This is a genomic window from Bacillus testis (assembly GCF_001243895.1).
GTDB lineage: Bacteria > Bacillota > Bacilli > Bacillales > DSM-1321 > Bacillus_AD > Bacillus_AD testis.
In genome coordinates this window covers 3243235-3269058 of record NZ_LN851186.1, presented here as the reverse complement: position 1 = coordinate 3269058, position 25824 = coordinate 3243235, and the positions used below count along the sequence as shown (strand labels likewise).

Here is a 25824-nt window from a genome sequence, read left to right as displayed (position 1 = left end):
TTAACAATAAAGATGAGGCAATAGTATTTCTCTATCGAAGCAAGAGGAGGAAAATAAATGAGATTAGCGAATAAAATAGCCTTGATCACCGGAGGGTCATCCGGTATAGGCAGAGGGATTTGCCATGCGTTCGCCAAAGAAGGAGCCTCGATTGCTTTTGTCGGCTTGAATGAAGAGAAGGGCAGAAAAACAGAGCAGGAATTACTGGATTTAGGTTGCGATGCTTTCTTTATCCGTTCAGATCTGACGGATAGGAAGGAGGTTGTTTCCATCATTCCCAAGGTGATTGGACGTTATGGCAAACTGGATGTATTAGTGAACAATGCCCATGCATCGAAAAATGTCCCCATAGAAGAAACAACGGAGGACATCATGGACTTATCTTTAAATACAGGAATATGGGCAACTTTTTTACTGATGAAGAATGCCCTTCCCTATTTGAAAGAAACGAAAGGGAAAGTAGTGAATTTTGCATCGGGGGCAGGAATGGAAGGATTGGGCAACCAAGCATCCTACGCCGCTTCTAAAGAAGCCATCCGAGCCCTATCGCGCGTCGCATCCAATGAATGGGGGAAATACGGCATTAATGTCAACGTTGTATGCCCGCTCGCCGACTCGCCGGGAGTCCAGGAATGGCAGGACAAACATCCTCATTCCTACCAAAAGATGGTTGATCTTATTCCCATGCGCCGTCTTGGCGATAGCGAAAAAGATATTGGAAAATCGGTCGTTTTTCTTGCAAGCGACGATGCTTCGTATATTACAGGCCATACATTGATGGTGGATGGAGGAGCCGTTAAAGCAAGGTGAAAGCTGTTTAAAAAAGGGAGAAATGAAACAGAGGGGGAGCGTGGCGAAGATAAATACTAAAATTACAGATGGTGTACACAAGTTCACATTGCCTATTCCCTACGATACAGGGAGTGCAAATTGCTATTTGATTGAAGGAGATAAAGGCTACACGATCATCGATACCGGCGCCAATACGGAAGAAGCAAAATGGCTGTGGAAAATGGAACTCGAAGGGAAGCTTCCAGTTGAAAAAGTGATTATCACTCACATCCATCCCGACCATATGGGCCTCGCTTCCTGGTTTCAGGAAAGGTATGGAACACCTGTCTGGATTTCCACCCAAGGATACGAAGAATTGCTGAAAATGAGATCTCTTTTTAAGGATGGCCAGTATGAAGATCCAATTCGTGCGCTCAGTCCCTATCATGGCGGCCCGGTTTTGCCGAAGAGAAAGGATCTTTATTTTTTATACCATGATTTCTTGTTTGAGCCAGACAGGCTATTCTCTAACCATGAGAAAATCCCAATCGGGAATGACTTCTATGAAGCAATCTGGACGCCGGGGCATTCGCCAGATCATTATTGTTTCTACCAGCATGACAAGCACATTTTATTTGTCGGCGACCACATTCTAAATGACATGAACCCAATCATATTGACAAAACAGCAGGGCGAAAATCCGTTGAAACAGTATTTTGCTACGCTTGATCCTTTAGAGCGGCTTGCCGCAGACTACGTGCTGCCGGGCCACGGCCAGCTGATTGACGATCTTCGCGGGCGGATCGGCAAAATGCGTGCACATTATCGAAAAAGATTGGATCAAACCTTCCAATCTGTTGATAGGAAAGGCAAAACGGCCTATGAGGTCGCTAAATCTGTCTATGGATCTATTCAATCCCACGACCGGGCAATGTCTGCCTTTATCCAGGTGATCACCAATTTGGAATATCTTGAATCACTCGGCTGCATCAAGAAAGAGGAAGAGCTGGGAAAGGCTTTTTTTATCTTGGCGATAGAAGAAGAGTAAAAGGGCGATCATAAAAAATTAAGATGTCCAGTTGTATGATTATACTTTTCTGAATTTTGCCTATACTAGGTAAAAAAGGAAAAGGGAGATGGCCTTTTTGATAAAAGTGAAGGTATTCGATTATGAGCATGAAAAAGACCTAGAAAAGGAAATGAACCATTTTCTGCAAAAGGTGGACGAAGACCAGTTGGTGGATATTAAATACAATGTGGCAGCCATTGGAGAGGATGAAGATGAACAGATCTATTGTTTTACTGCCATGATTGTCTATAAGTCATAAGAATATAAGCCAAACAAAAAAGGAGGACAAATGTCTCTCCTTTTTGTTTGGCCGGTGGTATAAAATAATTACTTTAAATTTCGGCTGTAGGCAGCAGCGTTTACGCCTGCCAACCGCCCTGTCACTAGTGCGGAAGTAATGTTATATCCCCCGGTATATCCGTGGATATCAAGAATTTCGCCGCAGAAGTACAATCCTTGCATCAGTTTTGAGCCCATTTCCTTTGGCTGGATTTCTTTGACGGATACGCCCCCTCCTGTCACGAAGGCCTTTTCTATAGAAAGCGAACCGTTCACAGTGAAGGTAAATCCTTTGCAGAGCCCGGCAAATGTGCGCAGTTTGTCATGTGATAAAGAAGCGCCTTGCTCATTTTCATCCATTTCCGCTTTTTTAAATAGAAATTGAAGATAGCGTTCCGGCATGAGCCCCTTAAAAATATTTTTGATTGCTTTTTTAGGGTCTTCTTTTATTTTCTTGATGAATAGCTGGAATAGCTGTTCTTGGTTTATATCCGGGAAATGATCGATTTTCATCGTTACGTTTTTCTGCTTGCCTTTTTTCAATTCTTTAACTACGAATTGGCTGCATCTCAAGACAGCAGGGCCGCTTATGCCAAAATGCGTAAAAATCATATCCATCCGGTGAGCAATGATTGTTTTCCCTTTCGGATTGACTACGCTTAATTCTACGTCACGCAATGATAAACCCTGCAGTGTTTTGGTTCGGATAAAAGGTTCATCCGATGTTAGTGGCACTTCGGTTGGGTATAGATCGGTGATAGTGTGCCCGGCTTTTTGGGCCCAGGCATAGCCGTCGCCTGTAGAGCCAGTCCTTGGGACCGATTTCCCCCCGACTGCTATAATGACGGCATCGCTCTCAAATTCCTGCCCGTCTTTCAATATAACAGAATGGACATGGCCATCCTTGTACATAACATCTTTTACCGCTGTATTCTGCATAACCTTGACGCGATAGCGGCTTAGCTGGTCAATCATCGCATTGACGACGCTCGCGGATTGGTTGGATGCGGGGAACATCCGGCCATGGTCTTCTTCTTTTAAGGCAACACCCAGATTTTCGAAGAAAGCAATTATATCTTGATTGTTGAACACGGAAAAAGCACTGTATAAAAAACGGCCGTTCCCAGGTATATGCTTAATGATTTCATCAATTGGCAAGTTGTTGGTTACGTTACAGCGCCCTCCGCCGGATATAGCCAATTTGCGCCCTAGCTTGTCCCCTTTTTCAATCAGGAGAACTTTAGCCCCTTTTTCTCCAGCGGCAATGGCCGCCATTAACCCTGATGGCCCTCCGCCTATTACGATTACATCATATTTCATTATTTCACCAACTATTATTTTTTTCGTCTATTCATTATAATGTAAGTTGGCTAATTATAAAAATACTTGATAGAATAGATGGGGTACTGACCGCTTCAAGGTTTTTTTTCGTTCTTTGGAGCATTTCAGTGCTTTATTATTGTTTGGTCAATGCTAATGTAGAGTAGCCGTTTTTTGTTAAAATGAAGTGCAGCATGAACATACATTCAGGCAATCATTTACTTAAAGCGATGGGGCAGATGGATCACCGAAACCGTATGCCTACAGCAATCAAAGATATGGCAGCATAGAGTGTGTGTGCATAATGGACTGACAGTAGGAAGGGATTATATGTCATCAAAATTGTTGAAAGGTACCTTCATCCTGACAATCGGAATGGTATTGTCCAAGGTACTTGGTTTGTTATATGTAATTCCGTTCGAAGCGATCGTTGGCACAAAGGGTACACAGCTATATTCATATGGCTATGTGCCGTATACTATTTTTATTTCGATTGCGACCGGCGGTATCCCGATGGCTGTCTCCAAATTCGTGGCAAAGTATAATGCCATGGGAGAATACGGCGTCGGACAAAAGCTTTTTCGTTCGAGCATGAAGGTCATGCTCCTTTCAGGTGTTGTTTCATTTCTGATTCTATTCTTTGCAGCTCCTGGCCTTGGGGAAGTAATGGGGGAAGGGCAGAATAACTTCACGCCCTCCCAGATTGCGACAGTGATCAGGGCTGTAAGTTTTGCTTTAATCGTAGTGCCATTCATGAGTTTGATCCGCGGATTCTTCCAAGGAAATGAATCGATGGGGCCTACATCTGTTTCGATGGTCGTCGAACAGATAGTGAGAGTTGTTGTCCTGTTAGGCGGGGCATTTGTGATTATGTACCTTATGGATGGAAGTGTGGTCACTGCTATTTCGGTAGCCACTTTTGCTGCCTTTGTCGGCGCGATTGGCAGTTTGGCAGTATTGCTATGGAGTTGGAAAAAACGGAAGCCCTATCTTGACCGGATGCTTCTGCAGGACAAGGGGGCTGTTTCGATTTCCATGCTGGAAATGTATAAGGAAATCATCCTGTACAGCATTCCTTTCGTTTTTGTCGGTATTGCGATGCCGTTGTTCCAATTTGTCGATACGCTGACATTCAATAACGCAATGGCCTCAATCGGCTTGAAATCGATCGCCGGGGATGCTTTCGGCATATTGAATTTCAATACGCAAAAGCTTGTAATCATTCCGATGTCATTGGCGACAGCCTTTGCCATGTCGATTGTGCCTTCTGTCACAAAAGCGTATGTTGAACAAAAAAAAGATTTGTTCACAAGTCAATTGAATCAGGCCTTTCAGGTCCTCCTTTTCTTGACGTTGCCTGCCGCTATCGGTATGTCATTACTTTCAAAACCAATTTATACGGTGTTCTATGGATATGATAAAATGGGGGTCGAAGTATTGCAGACGTATGCGCCTACCGCCATCTTGTTTGCATTCTTCTCGGTTACGGCAGCTGTGTTGCAAGGGATCAACCAACAAAAATACACGGTTTTGAGTTTACTGGTTGGTTTTCTGGTCAAGCTGGCGTTAAATATACCTTTAATCCGGATGTTTGAAACAGAAGGAGCTATTTATGCAACAACGTTGGGCTATTTGGCGGCTACACTCATTAATTTTTATGTAATCCACTATTTCACCGGATACAAATACAATTTGGTCATTAAACGTACCATTCTGATGTGCGTGTTTACAGCTGTTATGGCAGTGGTTGTTATTTTATCGACTAAGCTATTGGCGTTGTTCCTAAACCCGGAACATCCTTGGCCGGCAATGCTGACAATTGCCATTGGAGCAGGTATTGGAGCGTTTGTTTATTTCGTCTTAGCGATGAAATCAAAATTGGCATACAAGCTGTTCGGTGACAGAATCGGCCGGTTAAAGGCCAAAATAGGTTTATAATGCAATAGATAAGAAACCTTGCCCATTTAGGCAAGGTTTCTTCATACAAAAGAGCAAGAAGGTGCTATGAAGATGAGAATCGATAAGATGCTTGCCAACAGCGGGTTTGGCAGCAGAAAAGAAGTAAAGAAAATGCTGAAATCCGGAGCCGTAAAGGTGGATGGAGCGGTTATAAAGGATGCAAAATTTCATGTTGACCCGGACAGCCAGCAGGTAACCGTCCAAGGGATGGAAGTGGAATACAGAGAATTCATCTATCTGATGATGAATAAGCCGCCGGGCATTTTGTCGGCCACAGAAGATGACCGTCAAGAAACGGTGGTGGATATTCTAGAGGATGAAGACCGGGCATTCGAACCTTTTCCGGTCGGAAGGTTGGATAAAGATACCGAAGGCCTTTTGCTATTGACGAATGACGGCCAATTATCCCATAAATTATTATCGCCGAAAAAACATGTGCCCAAGAAGTATTTTGCTGTTATTGAAGGCGAAGTGACTGAAGAAGACGGAAAGGCTTTTCAGCGCGGTGTCACTCTTGACGACGGCTATCATACCAAACCGGGGCATTTGACGATCCTGTCATCCGGGCCCATATCAGAAATTGAACTTACCATTACGGAAGGTAAATTTCATCAAGTGAAACGGATGTTTGAAGCTGTCGGGAAGAAAGTCACGTATCTGAAAAGGCTGACGATGGCCGATCTGGTCTTGGATGAAACCCTTGAATTGGGGGAATACAGAGAATTGACCGAGGAAGAACTGGAAAGTCTTGTGAATTACGAGAAGAAAGCCGAACTGTAACCAGTCCGGCTTTTTTTTATTAAGAGGATAATCTAATTTTTTTGCTAGTGGTCTGCCAATGCCCACGGCTTGGGCTGACGACTAAATCGTTGTATTCGAGCACATTCAGGTCACGTTGAATAGTGCGAGGAGTGATGCCAAATTCTTCGACAAGATCTTGCGTAGTTACAGTCCCGTTTTCTCTGATGTACATATATACGGATTTAATACGGGTTAGCATCCTATTTGTTGAAGGTTTCAAAAAACCACTCCTTATTTCTTAATAAGCCTACAGGGATGAAGTTTCACTTTTCTAAAAAATGCGCGTATACATCTCTAAATGAATCAGATTTGTACACGGAGACAAGTGACATAACTACAACTACAAACTGTTAAGAATAAAGCTGTGTGATTTTAGGGAGCATACATCTCCTTCTTCCTATTACGGAATAGAATGAAGAGCATCAACTGCGGTTAGGGCAGCCGATTCTCTTATGTACATCTTCTATTTTAAAGGTAAGTGCAGGAAAAAGCTATTAAATTGACAGAACTGTCACAAAAAAAGCCTTCCTTAGTTGTTATAATATGGTGCACAGGCTACGAAATATACCATTAAAACTATATTTTTCCTATATATTAAGTCTCTTCCATCCTGTATACTAAGAATTTGATTATTTAATATAAAGGAGATTTGAATGGAAAAACAACTTGAAACACAATTAAGGCACAAGAAGGAAAAAGGATACCTCATTCTATCCATAATAGTCAGCACAGTTTTTTACTTAATGATCCTCTTTTCACTTATAGGCATTGTTATATGCTTTATTATTGGAATTATATCTGCTTTTATACATGCATTAAGCATGGCCCATATCCGCCGAAATGCGGTCAGAATATCAGATAAGCAATTTCCGGACCTTTATGGAAAAGTGGCGGCGCTATCCGAAGAGATGGAGCTGAAAAAAATGCCTGCTATATATGTTATGCAAAGCAACGGCATATTGAACGCCTTTGCCACACGTTTTTTCGGTAAAAATATGGTCGTCCTGTATTCAGAAATTTTCGACCTTATCGAAGAAGGACGGGAGGATGAAGTGCTTTTCGTCCTGGCGCATGAGTTGGCTCATATCAAAAAAAGGCATTTGTCTATGCATGCCTTTATTCTCCCGGCAATGTGGATTCCTTTCCTCGGGGAGGCTTATTTGCGCGCCTGCGAATATTCGTGCGACCGCTACGCCGCCTATTACACCGGCAATCTACAAGCTGCGCAAGATGCCCTAATGACACTGGCAATCGGCAAAAAAATGCAATACCGCGTTGATAAGGAAGTCTATATGGCTCAATTGGAGGAAGAAAAAGGGTTCTTTTTATGGTTGAGTGAAAAGCTGTCCACGCACCCCCATCTTCCAAAACGCATGAACGCATTATTGCATTGGCATTCGCCTGAAAGGACCAGATTGATCAAAGAGCGTAAGCGTTATGGATGGATTCTGATGGCATTTACCGTATCTCTTTTTGCAGCTTTTTTGTATGTCGTATTCCTTGGCCTTCCTTCTCTCGTGTCCAATTGGTTGGATGAAGCAGATTCATTTTTGTCAGAAGATATAGATTATACAGATGAATCGTTTACAGAACTGATGGATGCCGCTTCGCAGAATGATATTGAACGGATGAAGGCGGAATTGGAAGCTGGGGCGGATCCGAACGAAGGTGATAGCGAAGATTCTTCTCCCCTTCTGTATGCAGTCTGGAACGGTCATTTAGATGCAGCAAAATTATTGATCGAAAGCGGCAGTGATTTGAATAAAAGCGATCAAGATGGAAGCATCCCTTTAATAGAGGCTGCTTACAACGATGATACGGAAATGGTGAAGCTTTTACTGAAGCTTGGTGCAGACCCAACAGTTAAAGACAGCGAAGGCATGACTGCATATGAGTGGGCAAAAGAAAACCGAAACAAACACATGATGGATTTACTTAAGTGAATAGCAATCAGGCCGGGTTGAGAAGATTGACCAGGCCTTTTTTCTGCCTAAGCCTAGCAGACTGCTTTCGAAAAATCGGCTAAAAGCCCCTGCATGCATGGCTCTGTATTTTAGAGTATGATAGGAAGTAAGTGAAACCGTTTCTTTCGCCTTCGTTTTCGGTTATGGATTGCCGGGAAAGGGAAGCATGAAAAGGAACTTACAAATCTGCAATCAAAAGGAGTGTTGTCGTTTTGACTACAATCAATTGGACAGAAGAAGTAAATAAAAGAAAAGAACAGTTCATAAAAGATACGCAGGCTTTTTTGCGGATAAAAAGCGTGATGGATGAAGAGAATGCAACACCCGAGGCTCCGCTTGGAAAAGGTGTACAGGAAGCGTTGCAGTTCCTGCTCAAGAAAGGAGAAAAAGATGGCTATAAGGTAAAGGATGTGGAACATCTTGCCGGCCATATCGAAATGGGCGAGGGGGAAGATATCCTGGGGATCCTTTGCCATGTGGATGTAGTGCCTGAAGGAGATGGCTGGAGCAGCGATCCATTCGGAGCGGAAATCAGAGATGGAAAAATCTACGCCCGGGGTGCGCTGGATGACAAAGGACCGACAATGGCGGCCTATTATGCTATGAATATCGTCAAAGAGCTGGGCTTGCCTTTATCCAAACGCGTCCGCATGATCATTGGGACAGATGAAGAGTCCGATTGGCGCTGTGTTGATACATATTTTGAAAAAGAAGAAATGCCTACTTTAGGCTTCGCTCCGGATGCTGATTTCCCGATTATATTCGCGGAGAAGGGGATTTGGGATTATTATATTAATCAAAGACCGGATGTGAAAAATGCGGAGCAAAAGGGCATTATTGTCGATGAGTTCACCTCTGGCAGACGTTTTAATATGGTGCCTGACTATGCTAAAGTCGTTCTGGCCGTGGGCGATGAAGGCCGGGAAGTAGAAAACCAATTTGCGGCTTTTCTTGAAAAGTATCAGGTGAAAGGCAATTCTGCCTTAGCGGGTGCATCCCTTGCTCTCGAGATTGAAGGTGTTTCAGCACATGGGATGGAGCCAAAGAACGGAAAGAATGCCGGCTTGTATATGGCCCACTTTTTGAATAGCCTTTCTTTAACTCCGCATGCTGCTGCCTTCTTCTCATTTGTGGATCAGTATCTGTGGGAAGATTCAAGAGGAAATGCATTCGGATTGGCGCACCATGACGAATCAACGGGGGACGTTACCCTAAATGTCGGCCGTTTAAGCTATTCCCCGGAACAAGGCGGCCAGATTGGCATCAATCAGCGCTATCCGGTTACCTATGAACAAAAAGCGGCGGAGGAACAGTTGCTGTCCATATTGGATGAAAATTCATTCGAACTGAAGACTGATTCCCATTCCGGCCCTCACCACGTCGATAAAGACAGCTTCTTGGTTAAAACATTATCTTCCATTTATGAATCGCAAATGGGAGAGAAGGCAGAATTACTTGCAATCGGCGGCGGCACCTATGCCCGTTCGCTAGAGGCGGGCGTTGCATTTGGTCCATTATTCCCGGGAAGAGAAGACATAGCCCATCAAAAAGACGAGTATATGTATATAGAGGATTTGTTGAAGGCGACGGCTATGTATGCGGAAGCTATTTACCGTTTAGCAAAGTAAGGGGCTGTGGCGCTAAAAGGCACAGGATAGGATGAGCAGGACAAGATGCAATGAAGGAGTGGCATTTATGGGGGAAATGATTATTTGTAAGGGAAAATTAGTCCCATCGACAGAAGCGGCAATTGATCTAGAAGACCGCGGCTATCAATTCGGCGATGGAGTATATGAAGTGATTCGAGTGTACAACGGTGTTATGTTCACGCTTGATGAACATCTTGACCGCTTAGCCGGCAGCTTGGAAAAGATTAAGATATCGCTTCCTTGCCCACTCGAAGAATTGAAGGGATTGCTCGTTCAATTGGTAGATATAAATCAAATAAAAACGGGTACAGTCTATCTTCAGGTTACGCGAGGATCAGCTCCAAGAAATCATGCATTTCCCGGGAAAAATGTCGAACCAGTGATTACTGCTTATACGAAAGAAGTGCCATTGCCGGTGGAAACGACGGACAACGGGGTGTCTGCTATCGTAGTTGAAGATATACGATGGCTGAAGTGTGATATAAAAAGCCTGAATCTTCTTGGGAGTGTATTGGCTAAAGAAACGGCTGTAGAGAATGGCTGCTATGAAGCAATCCAGCATAGAGGGAATCTTGTCACCGAAGGGAGTTCTTCCAATATTAGCATAGTTTTTGATGGCAAAGTGATTACCCATCCAGCCAATCATCTGATTTTGAACGGTATCGTCAGACAAGTAATCCTGAAATTGTGCGCGAAACAAGGTATACCAGTTGAAGAACGGCCTTTTGCGATTGAAGAGATGATGGGAGCAGATGAAGTTTTTTTATCCAGTACCACCTCTGAAATTACGCCTATTATCAAGATCGAAAAGGAAACAATCGGCAACGGCAGTCCAGGAAAAATCACTAAGCTCCTTCAGTCTCTTTACAGGAATGAAATTGACCTACATTGCGGAAAATAAGGTATAAAAAAGGTAACTGTTCCATTGGTTACGGAATAGAAAGCCGGCACATGTATTATTTGGTGTCGGCTTTTTGAATCTGAAAGGTGGAAGACAAGATGAAAGTGACCCATTATTTTATTGCAATGGCATTGCCCGAAGAAGCAAAATCTTTTCTGTGGAACACATCCAATAGGATAAAAGATCAATTTCCTTTCAAAAAATGGGTATTCAAAGAAGATTATCATATGACGCTGGCTTTTTTAGGGGCAAGCGAATCTGCAACAAGCACGGATTGTATGAAAGATATTGCCGATATGTTGAAGGGTCAGCAACCTTTTTCGCTCGACATTCATTCCATTGGCATATTTGGGCGCAGAGAAAAACCGAGAATCCTCTGGGCTAAACCGGAATTGGATGAGAGCATATATAAACTTCAGCGGAAAATTGCCGATATTTGTCGTGGACATGGCTATCAGATCAGCGGACAGCCGTTTACCCCTCATATAACAATTGCCAAGAATTATATAGGAGAGCCGGCTTTTGGGGACAGGCAGCTTGAAGAATGTTCACAGGAAATGGGGGAAGGGATTACCTGCATGGCAGAGCGGATATCTCTTTTTGAGATTGACCCGGATAAAACGCCGAAATATAAAGAAGCCATACAGATATCCCTAACAGGGGAATAAAGCGGGCCTTAAATCAAATATAAAAGGGGATAGGGAATAATGGCTCAACTTATTAAAGTGCAAGATTACATATCACGCTACGAGTTGGATATTTTCCGTTATCCAACCCAATTTTTTCGTTTGAAAAAACAACAATGGGATCATATTGAAGATGCTTTTTATAGCGGCACCTTGAAAAGTGCAAATAATGATGAAGAAACAGATGGATGGATAGAGGAACCGTCTTCTGTCTTTGGCAGGGTAAAAAACGCCTTCAAGAAAAAAAAGGAAAGGCCAGAAGATCATTTGTCCGAACCGGCCCAGCCGTCTCCAGGTTTTAAATTGGAGATTCCGTTTGTGCCGGATACAGTGGAAGAGTTAAAAATATCTTTCCTCAACCAATTGTTTCTTTTTCAAATGAAATGGGCAACATCGACAATCAGAGAACGTTCCTATGTGGATAAGAGCCTGTATTTGGATGAAAAGCTGAAGTTCTTGCTGCAGCGTTTTCCCGATACGTATCTTATGCTGTACAAGCCGATCTTTCTGTTAAAAAAAGCTCCGGTTGAGACAGAGACCATTATTTGTACGCCGACTGAGACTTGGTGCGTCTCTTTTCTGGAACATGAAGACCAGGCGGTTTATCTGGGCGGCAAAAACGCCTTTTGGATCCGTAAGCACCATCAACGGCCGGATAAAAAAGTCCTGAGTCCAATGATGGGATTGCAAAGGACTGAATCAATCGTCAAAAAGTTATATTCTTTGGCTGGTGTTGATTTGCCTGTCAAAAAAGCAATCATTTCAAGGGAAGGATATATAAACTTTCCTGCCGCCCCTCATGACATCCACATCCTGGACAAGAAAAGCTTTCCCGAATGGTTCCAATCCATGAGAAACAGCAGCGCTCCACTTAAACATCAACAACTGAAAGGTGGGGAAGCTCTGTTGGATTACTGCCAAACGACTTCTACCATGCGAATGGATTGGACTGAGGAAATTGACCACTCAATGGATCGAGAAGAGGAATAGTGAACAAAGGCATTTATATATCATCAAGAATGGCAATATGCATACAGCAAAAAAGCAAGAGGATTTAAAGCTGGGCGGAATGTTTTCCCAGCAAGAGCGCATTCCTAATACATTGTATGAAACAGAATACCCTGAGCATGCGATCGAATTCGCAAAACGGATAGCGAAAGAACATCAGAGACCGGCCACCATTGCGGTAGGCGACGGCACCATACATGAGTAGCAAATGGTGCCAGTATAAATCCTTCAGCACCGGTGGCCTTTCAATCATTTCTGGACCGCTGACAGACGCATATCTTTAACATTGAAAAACAGTAGCAATCCATGTTATATTAATTTTTATTGCAACTCGACAGCGGTTATCTAAACCATTCTTTTTTCCTTTTAAAAGCATATACTTGACGTGCTAATCTATTTTCTCTAATATTTATAATAGATGGCTATTGTTATGTTAAAAAGGATCAATAGCTGTCTTTTTTATTGGAAAGAAAAAAGGTATAAATAGAGTGCGACAGTTCGTACATATTATAAATTTAGTGATTGAATGAAATTGAAGGTGACCACATTGGAACAGATATTTGGTCAGGATTGGGAAATAACTCCTGCAGGTGGAGCGACTGGTGAAGCTTTCATAGCCCGAAACGAAGATCAACAACTTTTTCTGAAGCGAAACTCCTCGCCTTTTCTGGCGGTATTGTCAGCTGAAGGCATTGTTCCGAAACTGATCTGGACAAAGCGTTTGGAAAGTGGGGATGTCATAACGGCGCAGCGCTGGATGGACGGCAGAGAATTAACCCATGATGAAATGAACCAAGAAAAGGTAGCCCACTTATTAAGGAAGATTCATCAATCCCGGCCTTTATTGACGATGCTGAAACGGTTGGGGAAGGCACCTTTAAAGCCGGAACAGATTTTTGAACATACAAAAGCTATATTGGATGGGGAAGTACTCAGCGATGAGCGGGTGCAAAAAGCGCTGGCCATTTTACAGGAGATGCTTCCTGACGTTTATTGCGATGAGGCAGTCGTATGCCATTGTGATGTCAATCATAATAATTGGCTGCTATCCGAAGACGGGCATCTCTATCTGATCGACTGGGATGGAGCCATGATTGCCGATCCTGCTATTGACCTCGGCATGCTCCTTCATTCCTATATAGCAAAAAATGAATGGAGCTCATGGCTCGAAAAGTATGGTATTGGTGACAGTGAATCCCTGCGTAAACGAATGGAATGGTATGTGATTTCCCAATGCCTATCCTTTATCCAATGGCATAAACTAAAAAAACGATTTGAAGAAATGAACCATTGGTACAGAAAACTTGAAAAAATGCTGGAAAATCATCAGGAGTAGTACTGGTCCACACCATCAATCCACTGGGATAACTGCTCCTGGTGTGCAGTTATATGTGTATTCAAATCTTCCGTGCTGGCACCGGTATGGCTGTATTGCTGGATTTCGTTCAGGATGGGGATGAGCTGTTCATTCAACTCCCCTTTAGCCAACAATGCTTCAACAAGCCTTTCCACTTGTTCGCATTCTGAAACAGAACCGCAAGCATCGCTTTGATGGTTATTCAGAATATCACGCAAGACAGCTATCTGATGCTGTTGTGTTAATGGCATACGTTATTCCATCCTTTCATAAGTAAAGTAATGCAAGAGCTCCGGGAAGGGGCTTTTCTTTTGTAGGTTGTCACGTTAGGAAGCAATATATGCAATGTTGACGATAATTAAATGCAACTTGCGTGCGCATCATTTACATGATATGTTTTCTACGTAAATTAAATGGGGAGTGTCAATATGCGTTTAAGAAATAAGCCTTGGGCTAAAGATAAATTAAATGAATATCCACAATATGTTGTAGCTGAACCGGCAAACCATAAAGGAAAATGGAACGAGCTTTTCGGCAATGACCATCCTCTGCATATCGAGGTGGGCACTGGGAAAGGCCGTTTCATAACAGAGATGGCCCGGACAAATCCAGAGATTAATTATATTGGCATTGAAGCGTATGAGAGCGTGATTGTACATGCGCTGGACCGTCTATTGGAGGCAGAGCTTCCTAATCTGAAGCTCCTTGCGGTGAATGCTGCCGATTTAAGGGATTACTTTGAAAAAGGGGATGTTTCTAGAGTCTATCTGAACTTCTCTGATCCATGGCCGAAAACCCGCCATGAGAAACGCCGTTTAACATACTCCTCTTTCCTGAATGTATATGAAGATATTCTTCCGGAAGCGGGCGAAATCCATTTCAAGACCGATAATCGCGGCCTGTTCCAATATTCCTTAATCAGTATGTCCCAATATGGGATGATCCTAAAGGATGTTAACCTTCATTTGCATGATAGCGCCCAAAATGAGGGGAACATTATGACAGAGTATGAAGAGAAATTCAGTAAAAAAGGCAGCCGCATTTACCGAGTAGAGGCGCAGTTCCTGGCTAATAAATAAGCAAAAAATACCCGCACACGGACAAGCATCCATTGTCCCAGTGGCGGGTATTTTTTAATGGCTTTCTCTGCGAATGTTCAGTTTGATTTTGGAGAATCCGCTTCATGGCCTCCGAGTATATCGGGGTTTTCCACATACAGTGATAAAATATGTCCACACTTGCTGCAATAGCGGGCTCCCACGGGAGATGATTTACTGTGCAGTTGCCCTTTTTTATGGAGCTGGAGCGCAGAAAATCCTGCTGAAAGCACTCCTTTTTCAATTTGGCGGTTTCCGCATGATGGGCATGCTTGATCCATAAGATGTAACCTCCTGTCTTTTCGTTTATAATTCCCTTTTATGTAAGAATAGTAACCCTTATCTGATAAAAGATGACGAAGCCTGGAAATATCTGATAAACTGGTGGGGAGGAGGGATTTTTATGGATACAATCCAATTTGGAGAACTGACGCTTACCTGGCTTGATGGAGGCATAACCAATCTGGATGGCGGAGCTATGTTCGGCGTGGTGCCAAAGCCATTATGGTCAAAAAAATATCCTCATAATGACAACAACCAGATTGAACTGCCCACTGACCCGATCTTAATAAAGACGCCGTCAAATCGGTATATTCTTATAGAATCTGGAATTGGAAACGGTAAATTCACTGAAAAGCAAAAACGTAATTATGGTGTGGAGAAGGAATCGGATGTAGAAGAATCCTTGAATAAACTAGGGATCACTGCAGATGATATTGATATCATTCTCATGACACATATGCATTTCGACCACGCCTGCGGGCTAACCGCATATCAAGGCGGAAAATTAGTATCTGTTTTTAAAAATGCAAGAATCCTGACGAGTTCGATTGAATGGAACGAAATGAGAAATCCTAATATCCGCTCTAAAAATACATATTGGAAGGAAAACTGGGAACCTATTCAGAACCAAGTAGAGACATTTGATTTGGAAGTGGATGTCGGTGAGGGCATTACCATGCATCATACCGGCGGGCACAGTGATGGCCATAGTATCATTGTGATGAAGCAGGGCGATCAAGTGCTGTTGCATATGGCAGATCTCATGCCCACCCACGCCCATACGAATGTACTGTGGGTGTTGGCATTTGATGATTATCCAATGGACTCTATAGGGCAGAAACAGAAATGGATGGAATATGGACTTGCGCATAAAGCGCTATTCACGTTTTATCATGATGCATTTTATCGGGCCATTACCTTAAGTGAAGACGGAAGAACAATCCTGAGTTCCATCCCGCGGACTTAACAAAAAAGAAGAAAGCGGCATTCGCTTTCTTCTTACGTTTGTGGAATTAAATCCAACACAGTTCCGGTAGTGGCGTCTGCCACAAATTCAAACTGGGTTTGTTCATCATTGTCTATTTTGGTTAATCCGCCTTTGAAGACTTCATACTGCAACCCATTTTTCACATAGCTTTCAGGCTTCATCAAAATCCAGGAGCCGATTACTTTTCCATTTTCTTTCACTGCATCTTTCACATGTGTCAGTACGTCATCTGGAGATGGGGTGTTGTTGTTGTCGATCACACATTTAGCCGCATAACCGCATATAAATCCTGCTGCGGCCCCAAGTACGATACTTTGCCATTTCATATGATTAACCTCCTGATTTTAGAGAAAAATTCCTGCCAGAGAAACAAATTCCAGCTCCTCTTATTTCTCATTATAACTAAGTGCGACAGTAAACTCAATGGAAGACAGGGGAATCGAGCTTATAGGTGCACAGGGTTTATATACCCATTTATCGAAAAAATATAGATAGAATTGAAAAATTAAAATAGTATATTTATTTGTTGGTTCTTGTTCAGTCCTTCCTATAGAATAAGAATGTAGCATATCGAAGAGAAAAGGAGAGTACATAATGGATCAAGAGTCGTTGGCATTATATAAGACACTGACTGAATTGCCGGGAGCTTCCGGTTTTGAACACGAGGTTCGCAAATTTATGCGTTCGCAATTAGAAAAATACAGTGATGAAATTGTCCAAGACGGACTGGGAAGTATATTTGGCGTTAAAGTTGGAGATCCAAAAGGGCCAACAGTCATGGTTGGCGGACATATGGATGAAGTAGGATTTATGGTGACAGGAATCACAGAGAACGGACTGCTTCGGTTCCAAACGCTTGGCGGCTGGTGGAGCCAGGTTCTTTTGGCTCAACGCGTCCAGATTATAACCGATCAGGGGCCTGTCATCGGTGTAATCGCATCCATTCCGCCCCATTTATTGGACGAAGCGCAACAATCCAAACCGATGGATATCAAAAATATGCTGATTGATATTGGGGCTGATGATGCTGAAGATGCCAAAGCAATCGGCATTAAGCCCGGGCAGCAGATTGTTCCCATCTGCCCGTTTACACCGATGGCCAATAAAAAGAAAATCCTTGCAAAAGCTTGGGATAATCGGATCGGTTGTGGATTGGCCATTGAATTAATGAAAAATGTACAGAATGAAAATCTGCCGAATATCTTATATGCTGGAGCAACAGTCCAAGAAGAAGTGGGGTTAAGGGGAGCACAAACGGCAGCGAATATGATTAAACCGGACATTTTTTATTCCCTGGATGCCAGCCCGGCCAACGATATGACAGGCAGTAAAGATGTGTTTGGCAAAATGGGGCAGGGGACATTGCTGCGTATTTATGACCGCTCCATGGTAACCCATAGAGGAATGAGAGAGTTTCTTCTGGATACAGCAGAAAGCAATCATATACCGTATCAATATTTTGTATCACCGGGAGGCACTGATGCAGGCAGAGTCCATATCTCCAATGAAGGTGTTCCAAGCGCATTTGTCGGTGTTTGTTCGCGCTATATTCATACGCATGCAAGCATTATTTCTGTGGATGATTATGAAGCGGCAAAAGCATTGCTGATTGCACTTGTCAAAAAAACAGACAGAGCGACGGTCGATGCAATCAAAAGTATGTAATGGATGAAGAGGCTGAAACTACATGATCATAAGCATAGGAAGTAAAAATCCGGCCAAGATAAAGGCTGTGTTGTCCATGATTGATGAAACCCGCGATGAACTGGTAGCGGTGGATGTATCATCAGGGGTGGCGGACCAGCCATTTTCCGATGAAGAAACAATTCAGGGAGCCATTAACCGCGCCTGGGCCTCTCTCGAAGAAACGAGAAGTGAAATGGGCATCGGCCTGGAGGGAGGCGTCACAAAGACTGCCTATGGATTAATGCTCTGCAATTGGGGAGCGCTCGTCAAAGAAGGAGAGAAACCAATCATCGCAGGGGGCGCACGCATTCCAATCCCAAAAGAGGTTGAAGCCCGGCTTCTTCAAGGGGAAGAGTTGGGGCCGATTATGGCTGATTTTACCCAAAGGCTGAACGTAAGCAAACGTGAAGGGGCAATTGGTGTCTTTACCAATAACAAGCTCACAAGGAGTCAGATGTTCGAACATATTATAAGTATGCTTTTCGGGCAATGCGATTATCAGAGTAAGGATGCATAATCCTTGCTCTTTTTTTTATGGGATCAAAGAGTTTAATTCTTTAAGAATAAGGTGGAAGAAATCTTGGAATAAATCTTACATTTTTAGAAGTTAATAGATGAGAAGCAGGGGCTTTTATGACAACGAAAAAATTCAGCAAGATGGCTGTACAGGGGCAGTTGCCATCTTACTGAAGATCCATTTGAATTGGCAATCGGGTGTGAGCGGGCAGGCAACTGTCCAAACGAGTGTTTAGAAGCTGGCTTATGCCCACGGCCCTTTGTTATATAGAAGCATCTGTCCGGCCAGCAATAGGTTTAATTAATTAAACCTAAATAGCTGCCGGCAGTAATTAATATCGAAACAATAAAAGCAATCAAGAATTGTTGTGGATGAAAAGAATCCTTTTTGATTCTTGCAAGTTTATTAAGAACAAAGCCTACGAGAAATATTACACTGAAAGCGAATAGGAAGGTGCCAATCATATCTTTTAGCAACGGCCCATTCATCGTGAATAATAAAACATGCATACAGTTTTTAGCCACCATTCTGTAGATTTGATAGTAGTATATCATCCTTTTGAGAATTGTTACATATTTTAAGAAAAATATACAGCAAATTTCAAATATCAAGTATAGCATACAGCCGCTCTTATGATCCTATTGGGCGCTTTTCTCTAGTAAATCAAAAAAATTCGTACGGATTTTATCCCATTTTACCTTCAATTCAACATGGGAGCGGAAGATCAAGCCTCAGTAAAAATCCGATTGGACCTAATCGGTGGGGGTCTACTAGAAATTCCCGCCGATTAAAGTTTCACTTTATCCATTCAATTGGAATTCTTGCACAATGACTTGAAGATCATTTGCGATATGGCTCAACTGGTTGGCTGCTTCGCTCACATGCAAAATGGCCGTCACTTGATTTTCGCTGGATGCACTGACTTCCTCGGCGACGCCTGCGGATTGCTCGGAAATGACAGAAATATCATGCATCTTATTGGCAAGCAACAAGTTGGACGACTTCACATTTTGTACGGCTTCCTGAATGACAGCCACCTTGCCGGTGATATGAGTGATATGGTCTACAATACTTTCAAATGCATTCTTGGTGGATGAAACGGACTTGCTCTGAATCGTTTTATATTCGTTGAACTGCTCAGAATCGCTAAGCAAAGCACTCATTTGCTGATTCATACTGAGGATTAATTCCTGTATGAGAAGGGCTTCTGCCTTTGTTCGTTCAGATAGTTTGCGCACTTCAGCTGCCACCACCGCAAAGCTCTTTCCAGCCTCGCCGGCACGTGCGGATTCTATGGCTGCATTTAGGGCGAGCAAGTTTGTATTTTCAGCGATTTCCTGGATGGTATTAACGATTTGGGATATGTTGGCGGATTTGTCAGCTGCCAAACGGACTTGGGTAGTAAGGTGATTCGCCAAATCTAAAAACTGGGAAGATGTTCTTTCTAGGGAATGGATGGTTTGGATGCCATTCTGGCCCTGTTTTTCGGTCAATAATGCTTCTTGGTAGATATCTTTTGATATTTGCCCTGTATCCTTGATCGCTTGTTCAACTTGTCTCATGACATCATTTCCATCTTCAATTTGTTCGGTTTGCTGAGATGCACCGACCGCCACTTGTCTTACAGCCTCATTCACTTCATTGGCTTGTGCGGTTGTCTCTTCGGAAATGGCAGCTAAATGCTGGGAAGAAGAGTTTAATTCTTCGATGGAAGCAGTGACTTGCAACAAAGTGTTCTGCATTTTTTCTGCCATATCGTTAAATGAATGGGAAAGCTCGCCTATTTCATCCCGTCTGGTAATCGGTACCCGGTATCCTAGCTCTCCGGCTCCAATCCTTTTTGAACCGGATTTTAGCGTTTCAATTGGTCGCAGAATCGATAGTGTTAAATAGTAAGAAATGCTAAGCAGTACAATAATGATTATGGCAGAAGCAATTATGGACACTAAAGCCAATTCTTCGTTTTGTTTTTTCAGGCGGTCATCTAATTTGGCCTTTTCTTGGAGGACAATGTCGCCGACTTCGGTGACGGCATTTTCAATCTCCTTGGCGTTCGTATCAAAATTGATCATGTAGCGGCTTGTATCCCTGTAGACAGATACCATTTCGGTGAAATGATTACTATAAGATTCCAAGCTGGCGAGAAGGGCGGTATTGGTTTTGAAGCTTTCTTCCAGTGTGGCCAGACTGCCGCTTATCTCTCCATAAATAATTTCATTTTTAGTATTCAAATAGATTTGTTCCAGTTTCCGTATGTAGGAGTATCTATCGATTAGCGCTTGATTGCCCGTTTTGGATAGGAGTGTTTCCATTTCAAGTCCTTTTTGATTTGTTTCATTTCTAAGGCCATCTGTCGGAAGATATCCAATTTTTTTGTACATGGCTGTCAACGTTTTAAAGGCATCCAGATATTTTTGGGCAGATTGGTCAATTTGGTTGAAGTGCTTAGCCAATCTGGCGTTATCTTTATTTTCTTTCTGTAATGCAGCTGTTTGTTTATGAATATCGTTAATAGTTGATTCTACCATTTTTGCGCTCGATTCCTGAGGATTTCGCAAATATTGTATTTCATATTTTCTTGCTTGCTGCAGGTTGATTTTAATATCTTTGCTTGCGACCACTACAGAAGACAGCGCATCATTTTTTTGTTCTGCCTTATCCCGTATCGCATTTGAAACTATATTGAAAGCAAAGAAAATAAGAAGTCCAAGGACCGACATCAACACGATGAATCGAATCTTCGATTTGATTGTTTTCATGATTTGTAGTTCATCCTTTAGTATTGTATTTTGGAGAAAAAAGGGATATTTATAATAGTATAGATTTTTTCAAATAGTAAAACAATACTATAATGTTTAAATTTTCAAATAAAATCAGGCCTATTTTACCACAATCTATGATCTGTCCTAGCCAGGTAGCCTTTAAATCGGCCGGGCAGGTTTAATAGGTTGGTTGCGATGCGTATTTTTGCTATTATTACTATATAAATAACGTTTGTACTATTTAAAGCAAAATTAGACGGAGGTTTTTGGAATGGTTTATTTAGAAAGTGAAGCGCAATATAAAGAATGGAAGGATACTGGCAAAGTCGTGTTCTTATTTTCTGCCGACTGGTGCAGAGATTGTCAGTTAATTAAACCATTCATGCCAGAAATTGAAACGGAATTTGACGATTTTACCTTTGTCTATGTAGATCGGGATAAATTTATCGATATTTGTATCGAAAATGATATCTTCGGGATTCCAAGTTTTATCGTTTACAGCCATGGCACGGAGCTTGGACGATTTGTCAGCAAGGATTCCAAGACAAAAGAAGAGATTGAAAGCTTTTTGCAATCTCTTTAAGACTAGGCTAAATAAAGGGGCACTTTCATGAAAATAACAGCAAAAAAGATTAAAGAGCTTTTATGTGACCGGCTTCAGAGCGAACACCGCATTTGCACATACAATGCCAAGGAAGAAACGCTTAGGGTTGTTAATAAGAAGAGCAATAAAGGCATGACTGTTTCTTTGAATCAACTTGTTGCCAAAGCAGAAGAGAATCTAGAGTCTGCTATCAGCGAAACAGTATATTATGTGACAGAGGCTTTGGAAGCGATGGAGACAGATTATGCATTGGAAGGATCTCAGTCCCGTATTTTTCCCGTCGTGAGAAGCACTTCTTTCCCTTTGGAAGATCAGGATGGAAAAGTGTTTGTGACAAAAGAACACAGTGCTGAAACCAGAGTATACTATGCATTGGACTTAGGCAATACGTACCGTTTGATTGATCAAGACATGTTGAAAAGCAGCGGTTGGACGAGCGGGCAGTTAGATGAAATGGCTATGCAAAATCTTAAAATGCTCTCCACAGAAGTAAAGAAAGATACGGTCGCTGGCAATGATTTTTATTTTCTAAGCACGAAAGATGGTTATGATGCTGCTAAGATATTGAATATCGAGTGGCTCGATCGTATGCAAAAAAAGATGAAGGGCGAAATGGCAGTGGCTGTTCCCCATGGCGACGTATGCATTATAGCGGATGTACGGAACCAGACAGGATATGATATTCTGGCGCAGATGTGCATGAGTTTCTTTGCGGGCGGCCATATCCCGATCACCGCGCTTTCATTTTTGTACGATAAAGGCGAACTGGAACCTATATTTATCTTAGGAAAAAATAAAACGAAGAATTAAAATGACTGCCTTTGGCGGTCATTTTTTATGCGGGAAAGTTGTTGAATATTCCGCTGCGCCTTAAAGATAAGAAGAAAGCTACGTTTTTCTCATAGAAATCAGACGTATTTGCATGACTTGTGATATGATGAAATGGATAAAATTTGAATGTTTATTCATGCGGAAAAAGGGTATTTAGGAAAATGCTGAAAATTTAATATTACCCATATACTAAAATAATAAATATTCATTAGTTAGATTTGCAGATAGATTTGGATGCACTTTTGGAGAAAAAATGGGGCGAAAGTATAAAAAGTGTGTCATCTGTTTCAATTCTGGTATTTTTACTCGAAATTTAAGAAATTACTGTTAAAATAAAAAGCATAATACTGTTATAAGAAAGAAAGAGTGATTGTATTGAAATGGCTTAGTAAAGTGACTAAATGGTTCAAAGCCGATGAAGTGATTGAAATAGAAGAAATCGTGCTCGATGAAGATGAACAATTAAATCTAGAAGAGCTTAAAAATAGAGGCGTCAAAATTACAACGGATTCAAACAGTACTTATATTACAAAAACAAATCAATTTCCAAAAAAGAATAACAAGGAAGAAGCGATCATTCCAGTTGAAAGAAAGAAAGCTGTAAGCCAGAAGCAACAAAATTATTATTCTAAGTATCAGGAAATAGATGCAAAAATCAGTTATCAATACCCTAAAGGAGAATTCCGCTTTCCGGTCATTCCGGATTACACAGTTCCAGAGAGAAGGAAGCCCAGAGAGCCAAGACCTGAAAGGGGCCATTTATATTCAGAGCGAACCGCTCATGTGCATACCACTCACCGAATTCCATCCAGATTAGTGAAAAGCCCGATAGAGGAAAAGGTGCATGATGACCCTCCTGCTCACAATGGGAAGCGACCGTTCCGGCCAACGGAGATTCCCTCACCTATATATGGGTTTCAAAAAAGGCCGCCTAAAAAAGTAGAAGCTGATAGTGAGCACGAGCTCCCACCGAATTCAAGTAAAGATCCTTTTCCTCTATTTGAATCGAGAAAAGAGGGGAGGGAGCGCCAACAGGGCGGAGTTTCTTCCGTTGAAAAAGACAAAGATATTCCAGCTATTTTAAGAAAAGCGGAACTTCAACCTCATCGAGAAGAAACGCAACCAGTGCAAGAGAGGAAAGTTCCTTTTCTCCACAATGAGGAAAAGGCGGAAGCTAAGACATTGATTGATTCCTCTCTTCCTGTAAAAGCAGAGGTTATTTCGACGGCAGCCGTTACTGAAGAACAGCCAGCTACGGCCATGCAGCCGGCTTCGGTTAGCGAGATAGGATTGAATAAGGGAGCGGAACAGAACGAATCCACCGTTACACCGCTATTAAAGCAAGACGTAAACCTGGAGGGAGAAGACAATTGTAATAGCCTTTCTTTAGAAAGAGAAGAGGAAAAAGCAGAGAACAACATCGATTTGGCTATTGTTCCCGAGGTGCCGCCTGCAGAGCCAGAAGAGGCCCAACAAGAAGTAGCTGTTGCTGTAGAGCAAGTCCAGCAACCAATTCAGTCTGAGAGCCCTGCACCTCAAGAACAGCAAACAGGGGAAGAACAGCTAGAAGAGGAATCTGCGCCAGCGCCAAAAAGAAAGCATATTCCTTTTAATGTTGTTATGTTGCGCCAAGATCGTGAAAGTTGGAACCATAAATCGGTGACAGCGCCAAAAAAGGCGGTAACTCCTGCTCCTCCAGCTGAACCTGCAGCGGTCGAACGGATTGTTTCTGACGATAAGCCGCCTGTTGATGAGGATCAGGAGTTTACAGAAGAACCTGCTTATTATCAATTCCCTTCAGTAGACCTGTTGCATCCAGCAGTGGAAAACTTAGTCGATGATGATTGGCTAGATCAGCAAGGATTCATGCTTAATGAAACTCTCCGAAACTTCAATGTGAAGGCGAGTGTTGTAAACATTACACAAGGTCCTGCTGTCACACAGTTTGAGGTGCAGCCCGAAGCGGGAGTGAAGGTAAATAAAATTACGAATTTAACGGATGATATTAAGCTTTGTCTCGCTGCCCAGGATATACGTATGGAAGCCCCTATCCCCGGTAAGCATACGATTGGCATAGAGATCCCTAACCGGACGAGCAGACCGGTATTCCTGCGGGAAATTATAGAAAGCGAAGCATTCGAAAGCAGCGAATCTCCTTTGACTGTCGCAATGGGGCTTGATATTACTGGTGCTCCGATTGTGACCGATTTGCGCAAAATGCCGCATGGCCTTATAGCGGGGGCGACAGGATCAGGGAAAAGTGTCTGCATTAATACGATGTTAGTCAGCTTGTTATATAAGGCGACGCCGCAAGAGCTGAAAGTGTTGTTGATTGATCCCAAAATGGTGGAACTGGCTCCTTATAACAATATCCCTCATCTTGTTTCTCCTGTCATTACGGATGTCAAAGCAGCAACAGCTGCTTTGAAATGGGCTGTTGAAGAGATGGAACGGAGATATGAGTTATTCGCGCACACAGGTGTCAGGGATATCCAACGCTTTAATAAAAAGGCGGAAGAACATAACCAGCATAGTGATCGTTTGCCTTATATTGTGATTATCATTGATGAATTGGCCGATTTGATGATGATGTCCCCAGCAGAAGTGGAAGAAGCCATTTGCCGGATTGCCCAAAAGGCAAGGGCTTGCGGCATCCATTTGATTGTAGCGACACAGCGTCCTTCAGTCGATGTCATAACGGGGCTGATTAAGGCGAATATTCCTACGCGTATTGCCTTCTCTGTGTCATCTCAGGTTGATTCAAGAACGATTATTGATAGTGCAGGGGCAGAAAAATTGCTCGGAAAGGGAGACATGCTGTTCGTTGAAAATGGATCATCAAAGAATGTCCGACTTCAAGGAACGTTTGTCAGCGACGAAGAGATTGAGGAAATAGTGGACTTTGTCAAAAAAGAACAGAAGCCTCAATATTTGTTCCAGCAAGAAGATTTGCTTTCCAAAGCGCAAATAAGCGAAGAACGGGATGAACTATTCCTTGAAGCCTGCGAATTTGTAGTCTTCCAGGGAGGAGCAAGTACATCTTCTCTTCAGCGCAGGTTCCATATAGGCTATAACAGAGCTGCAAGATTGATGGATATGATGGAGGAAAGCGGAATTATTTCTGAAGCAAGAGGAAGTAAACCGCGGGATGTCCTTATGTCCAAAGACGATATGCAGGAATGGATGGAACTTGAGTCCGAACAGGCATAAAGTGGTGGGGGCATTCATTCCCCGCTGATCATTAGTTGAACCAATGGGATAATGTTCATTCGTATTACTGAAGAAATAAGCAG

The 25824-nt window shown here is 42.5% G+C and carries 27 protein-coding genes and 1 pseudogene; 20 read left to right on the top strand and 8 right to left on the bottom strand.

What is annotated here, in order from left to right; translation table 11 throughout:
* Nucleotides 1–57 precede the first annotated feature (57 nt).
* The 3 genes from BN1765_RS16145 to BN1765_RS16135 all read left to right on the top strand — a co-directional run bounded on the left by BN1765_RS16145 (nucleotide 58) and on the right by BN1765_RS16135 (nucleotide 2099).
* Nucleotides 58–810 carry an SDR family NAD(P)-dependent oxidoreductase gene (locus tag BN1765_RS16145; RefSeq protein ID WP_050616106.1) on the top strand — a complete coding sequence of 251 codons (753 nt, stop codon included), beginning with the start codon at nucleotides 58–60 and terminating at the stop codon, nucleotides 808–810.
* A gap of 40 nt (nucleotides 811–850) precedes the next feature.
* Nucleotides 851–1819: an MBL fold metallo-hydrolase gene (locus tag BN1765_RS16140; RefSeq protein WP_187119459.1), complete on the top strand. Its 969-nt coding sequence runs from the start codon at nucleotides 851–853 to the stop codon at nucleotides 1817–1819.
* Nucleotides 1820–1916: 97 nt separating this feature from the next.
* A complete protein-coding gene (locus tag BN1765_RS16135; RefSeq protein WP_050616814.1) occupies nucleotides 1917–2099 on the top strand; it encodes a sporulation protein Cse60 in 183 nt (60 codons plus the stop codon).
* Between the two features lie 68 nt (nucleotides 2100–2167).
* Here BN1765_RS16135 and BN1765_RS16130 read toward each other — a convergent pair whose 3' ends face one another.
* The gene (locus tag BN1765_RS16130) at nucleotides 2168–3439 is read right to left on the bottom strand and encodes a BaiN/RdsA family NAD(P)/FAD-dependent oxidoreductase (RefSeq protein ID WP_050616104.1); all 1272 of its coding nucleotides are present in this window, start codon (nucleotides 3437–3439) and stop codon (nucleotides 2168–2170) included.
* Nucleotides 3440–3769: 330 nt separating this feature from the next.
* Between BN1765_RS16130 and BN1765_RS16125 the strand changes: the two genes are divergently transcribed.
* Both BN1765_RS16125 and BN1765_RS16120 read left to right on the top strand, forming a co-directional pair.
* Nucleotides 3770–5377 (top strand): putative polysaccharide biosynthesis protein, encoded by a 1608-nt coding sequence (locus BN1765_RS16125; protein WP_050616103.1) that lies wholly within the window; start codon nucleotides 3770–3772, stop codon nucleotides 5375–5377.
* Between the two features lie 72 nt (nucleotides 5378–5449).
* A complete protein-coding gene (locus BN1765_RS16120; protein ID WP_050616102.1) occupies nucleotides 5450–6178 on the top strand; it encodes a pseudouridine synthase in 729 nt (242 codons plus the stop codon).
* Nucleotides 6179–6197: 19 nt separating this feature from the next.
* Here BN1765_RS16120 and BN1765_RS19655 read toward each other — a convergent pair whose 3' ends face one another.
* Entirely contained in the window at nucleotides 6198–6419 is a 222-nt protein-coding gene (locus BN1765_RS19655) for a DeoR family transcriptional regulator (protein WP_075050818.1), read from the bottom strand.
* Nucleotides 6420–6852: 433 nt separating this feature from the next.
* On the opposite strand from BN1765_RS19655, the gene BN1765_RS16115 reads away from it, so the two are divergent.
* The 7 genes from BN1765_RS16115 (at nucleotide 6853) to BN1765_RS16085 (ending at nucleotide 13743) form a co-directional block, all read left to right on the top strand.
* Nucleotides 6853–8142 (top strand): M48 family metallopeptidase, encoded by a 1290-nt coding sequence (locus BN1765_RS16115; RefSeq protein WP_050616101.1) that lies wholly within the window; start codon nucleotides 6853–6855, stop codon nucleotides 8140–8142.
* A 233-nt stretch (nucleotides 8143–8375) separates the two neighbouring features.
* Nucleotides 8376–9791, top strand: a complete 1416-nt coding sequence (gene pepV / locus BN1765_RS16110; protein WP_050616100.1) for a dipeptidase PepV — start codon at nucleotides 8376–8378, stop codon at nucleotides 9789–9791.
* A 67-nt stretch (nucleotides 9792–9858) separates the two neighbouring features.
* Nucleotides 9859–10713 carry a D-amino-acid transaminase gene (dat, locus tag BN1765_RS16105; RefSeq protein WP_050616099.1) on the top strand — a complete coding sequence of 285 codons (855 nt, stop codon included), beginning with the start codon at nucleotides 9859–9861 and terminating at the stop codon, nucleotides 10711–10713.
* 98 nt (nucleotides 10714–10811) lie between these two features.
* Nucleotides 10812–11381, top strand: coding sequence for an RNA 2',3'-cyclic phosphodiesterase (thpR, locus tag BN1765_RS16100; protein WP_050616098.1), 570 nt, complete (start codon nucleotides 10812–10814; stop codon nucleotides 11379–11381).
* A 39-nt stretch (nucleotides 11382–11420) separates the two neighbouring features.
* Nucleotides 11421–12389: a hypothetical protein gene (locus BN1765_RS16095; RefSeq protein WP_069203044.1), complete on the top strand. Its 969-nt coding sequence runs from the start codon at nucleotides 11421–11423 to the stop codon at nucleotides 12387–12389.
* Between the two features lie 37 nt (nucleotides 12390–12426).
* On the top strand, nucleotides 12427–12612 hold the full coding sequence (locus BN1765_RS16090) for a diacylglycerol kinase catalytic domain-containing protein (RefSeq protein WP_050616096.1): 186 nt from the start codon (nucleotides 12427–12429) through the stop codon (nucleotides 12610–12612).
* Between the two features lie 342 nt (nucleotides 12613–12954).
* On the top strand, nucleotides 12955–13743 hold the full coding sequence (locus tag BN1765_RS16085) for a phosphotransferase family protein (RefSeq protein ID WP_050616095.1): 789 nt from the start codon (nucleotides 12955–12957) through the stop codon (nucleotides 13741–13743).
* On the opposite strand, the gene BN1765_RS16080 is transcribed toward BN1765_RS16085, so the two are convergent.
* Nucleotides 13734–14015 (bottom strand): YtzH-like family protein, encoded by a 282-nt coding sequence (locus BN1765_RS16080; RefSeq protein WP_050616094.1) that lies wholly within the window; start codon nucleotides 14013–14015, stop codon nucleotides 13734–13736. The genes BN1765_RS16085 and BN1765_RS16080 overlap by 10 nt on opposite strands.
* Nucleotides 14016–14192: 177 nt before the next feature.
* On the opposite strand from BN1765_RS16080, the gene trmB reads away from it, so the two are divergent.
* A complete protein-coding gene (gene trmB / locus BN1765_RS16075) occupies nucleotides 14193–14843 on the top strand; it encodes a tRNA (guanosine(46)-N7)-methyltransferase TrmB (RefSeq protein WP_050616093.1) in 651 nt (216 codons plus the stop codon).
* A gap of 77 nt (nucleotides 14844–14920) precedes the next feature.
* On the opposite strand, the gene BN1765_RS16070 is transcribed toward trmB, so the two are convergent.
* On the bottom strand, nucleotides 14921–15142 hold the full coding sequence (locus BN1765_RS16070) for a hypothetical protein (protein ID WP_050616092.1): 222 nt from the start codon (nucleotides 15140–15142) through the stop codon (nucleotides 14921–14923).
* A gap of 122 nt (nucleotides 15143–15264) precedes the next feature.
* Between BN1765_RS16070 and BN1765_RS16065 the strand changes: the two genes are divergently transcribed.
* Nucleotides 15265–16110 (top strand): YtnP family quorum-quenching lactonase, encoded by an 846-nt coding sequence (locus tag BN1765_RS16065; protein WP_050616091.1) that lies wholly within the window; start codon nucleotides 15265–15267, stop codon nucleotides 16108–16110.
* 32 nt (nucleotides 16111–16142) lie between these two features.
* Here BN1765_RS16065 and BN1765_RS16060 read toward each other — a convergent pair whose 3' ends face one another.
* The gene (locus BN1765_RS16060) at nucleotides 16143–16457 is read right to left on the bottom strand and encodes a PepSY domain-containing protein (protein WP_050616090.1); all 315 of its coding nucleotides are present in this window, start codon (nucleotides 16455–16457) and stop codon (nucleotides 16143–16145) included.
* Nucleotides 16458–16725: 268 nt separating this feature from the next.
* Here BN1765_RS16060 and BN1765_RS16055 point away from each other — a divergent pair, with 268 nt between their 5' ends.
* From BN1765_RS16055 to BN1765_RS20150, 3 genes are all read left to right on the top strand, one after another.
* Nucleotides 16726–17796 carry a M42 family metallopeptidase gene (locus BN1765_RS16055; RefSeq protein ID WP_050616089.1) on the top strand — a complete coding sequence of 357 codons (1071 nt, stop codon included), beginning with the start codon at nucleotides 16726–16728 and terminating at the stop codon, nucleotides 17794–17796.
* Between the two features lie 22 nt (nucleotides 17797–17818).
* Nucleotides 17819–18334: a DUF84 family protein gene (locus tag BN1765_RS16050; RefSeq protein ID WP_050616088.1), complete on the top strand. Its 516-nt coding sequence runs from the start codon at nucleotides 17819–17821 to the stop codon at nucleotides 18332–18334.
* 97 nt (nucleotides 18335–18431) lie between these two features.
* Entirely contained in the window at nucleotides 18432–18569 is a 138-nt protein-coding gene (locus BN1765_RS20150) for a hypothetical protein (protein ID WP_154666093.1), read from the top strand.
* A 61-nt stretch (nucleotides 18570–18630) separates the two neighbouring features.
* Here the strand turns inward: BN1765_RS20150 and BN1765_RS16045 are convergent, their stop codons facing one another.
* From BN1765_RS16045 to BN1765_RS20820, 3 genes and pseudogenes are all read right to left on the bottom strand, one after another.
* Nucleotides 18631–18843, bottom strand: a complete 213-nt coding sequence (locus BN1765_RS16045) for a hypothetical protein (RefSeq protein ID WP_050616087.1) — start codon at nucleotides 18841–18843, stop codon at nucleotides 18631–18633.
* A 291-nt stretch (nucleotides 18844–19134) separates the two neighbouring features.
* Nucleotides 19135–20076, bottom strand: a complete 942-nt coding sequence (locus tag BN1765_RS20825; RefSeq protein WP_390621209.1) for a methyl-accepting chemotaxis protein — start codon at nucleotides 20074–20076, stop codon at nucleotides 19135–19137.
* 6 nt (nucleotides 20077–20082) lie between these two features.
* A pseudogene (locus BN1765_RS20820) lies at nucleotides 20083–20406 on the bottom strand (HAMP domain-containing protein); the annotation flags it as partial.
* Nucleotides 20407–21367: 961 nt separating this feature from the next.
* On the opposite strand from BN1765_RS20820, the gene BN1765_RS16035 reads away from it, so the two are divergent.
* The 3 genes from BN1765_RS16035 to BN1765_RS19650 all read left to right on the top strand — a co-directional run bounded on the left by BN1765_RS16035 (nucleotide 21368) and on the right by BN1765_RS19650 (nucleotide 25741).
* Nucleotides 21368–21679: a thioredoxin family protein gene (locus tag BN1765_RS16035; RefSeq protein ID WP_050616085.1), complete on the top strand. Its 312-nt coding sequence runs from the start codon at nucleotides 21368–21370 to the stop codon at nucleotides 21677–21679.
* Between the two features lie 27 nt (nucleotides 21680–21706).
* Nucleotides 21707–22510 (top strand): DUF1444 family protein, encoded by an 804-nt coding sequence (locus BN1765_RS16030; RefSeq protein ID WP_050616084.1) that lies wholly within the window; start codon nucleotides 21707–21709, stop codon nucleotides 22508–22510.
* A 396-nt stretch (nucleotides 22511–22906) separates the two neighbouring features.
* Nucleotides 22907–25741, top strand: a complete 2835-nt coding sequence (locus BN1765_RS19650) for a DNA translocase FtsK (protein ID WP_230199538.1) — start codon at nucleotides 22907–22909, stop codon at nucleotides 25739–25741.
* Nucleotides 25742–25824: the final 83 nt, after the last annotated feature.

Excerpts from the sequence above, each read along its gene's own strand:
- BN1765_RS16145 (WP_050616106.1), top strand. The coding sequence starts at position 58 with ATGAGATTAGCGAATAAAATAGCCTTGATCACCGGAGGGTCATCCGGT.
- BN1765_RS16130 (WP_050616104.1), bottom strand. The coding sequence starts at position 3,439 with ATGAAATATGATGTAATCGTAATAGGCGGAGGGCCATCAGGGTTAATG.
- BN1765_RS16125 (WP_050616103.1), top strand. The coding sequence starts at position 3,770 with ATGTCATCAAAATTGTTGAAAGGTACCTTCATCCTGACAATCGGAATG.
- BN1765_RS16120 (WP_050616102.1), top strand. The coding sequence starts at position 5,450 with ATGAGAATCGATAAGATGCTTGCCAACAGCGGGTTTGGCAGCAGAAAA.
- BN1765_RS16115 (WP_050616101.1), top strand. The coding sequence starts at position 6,853 with ATGGAAAAACAACTTGAAACACAATTAAGGCACAAGAAGGAAAAAGGA.
- dat (WP_050616099.1), top strand. The coding sequence starts at position 9,859 with ATGGGGGAAATGATTATTTGTAAGGGAAAATTAGTCCCATCGACAGAA.
- thpR (WP_050616098.1), top strand. The coding sequence starts at position 10,812 with ATGAAAGTGACCCATTATTTTATTGCAATGGCATTGCCCGAAGAAGCA.
- BN1765_RS16095 (WP_069203044.1), top strand. The coding sequence starts at position 11,421 with ATGGCTCAACTTATTAAAGTGCAAGATTACATATCACGCTACGAGTTG.
- BN1765_RS16090 (WP_050616096.1), top strand. The coding sequence starts at position 12,427 with ATGCATACAGCAAAAAAGCAAGAGGATTTAAAGCTGGGCGGAATGTTT.
- BN1765_RS16080 (WP_050616094.1), bottom strand. The coding sequence starts at position 14,015 with ATGCCATTAACACAACAGCATCAGATAGCTGTCTTGCGTGATATTCTG.
- trmB (WP_050616093.1), top strand. The coding sequence starts at position 14,193 with ATGCGTTTAAGAAATAAGCCTTGGGCTAAAGATAAATTAAATGAATAT.
- BN1765_RS16070 (WP_050616092.1), bottom strand. The coding sequence starts at position 15,142 with ATGGATCAAGCATGCCCATCATGCGGAAACCGCCAAATTGAAAAAGGA.
- BN1765_RS16065 (WP_050616091.1), top strand. The coding sequence starts at position 15,265 with ATGGATACAATCCAATTTGGAGAACTGACGCTTACCTGGCTTGATGGA.
- BN1765_RS16060 (WP_050616090.1), bottom strand. The coding sequence starts at position 16,457 with ATGAAATGGCAAAGTATCGTACTTGGGGCCGCAGCAGGATTTATATGC.
- BN1765_RS16055 (WP_050616089.1), top strand. The coding sequence starts at position 16,726 with ATGGATCAAGAGTCGTTGGCATTATATAAGACACTGACTGAATTGCCG.
- BN1765_RS16050 (WP_050616088.1), top strand. The coding sequence starts at position 17,819 with ATGATCATAAGCATAGGAAGTAAAAATCCGGCCAAGATAAAGGCTGTG.
- BN1765_RS20150 (WP_154666093.1), top strand. The coding sequence starts at position 18,432 with ATGAGAAGCAGGGGCTTTTATGACAACGAAAAAATTCAGCAAGATGGC.
- BN1765_RS16045 (WP_050616087.1), bottom strand. The coding sequence starts at position 18,843 with ATGCATGTTTTATTATTCACGATGAATGGGCCGTTGCTAAAAGATATG.
- BN1765_RS20825 (WP_390621209.1), bottom strand. The coding sequence starts at position 20,076 with ATGCAGAACACTTTGTTGCAAGTCACTGCTTCCATCGAAGAATTAAAC.
- BN1765_RS16035 (WP_050616085.1), top strand. The coding sequence starts at position 21,368 with ATGGTTTATTTAGAAAGTGAAGCGCAATATAAAGAATGGAAGGATACT.
- BN1765_RS16030 (WP_050616084.1), top strand. The coding sequence starts at position 21,707 with ATGAAAATAACAGCAAAAAAGATTAAAGAGCTTTTATGTGACCGGCTT.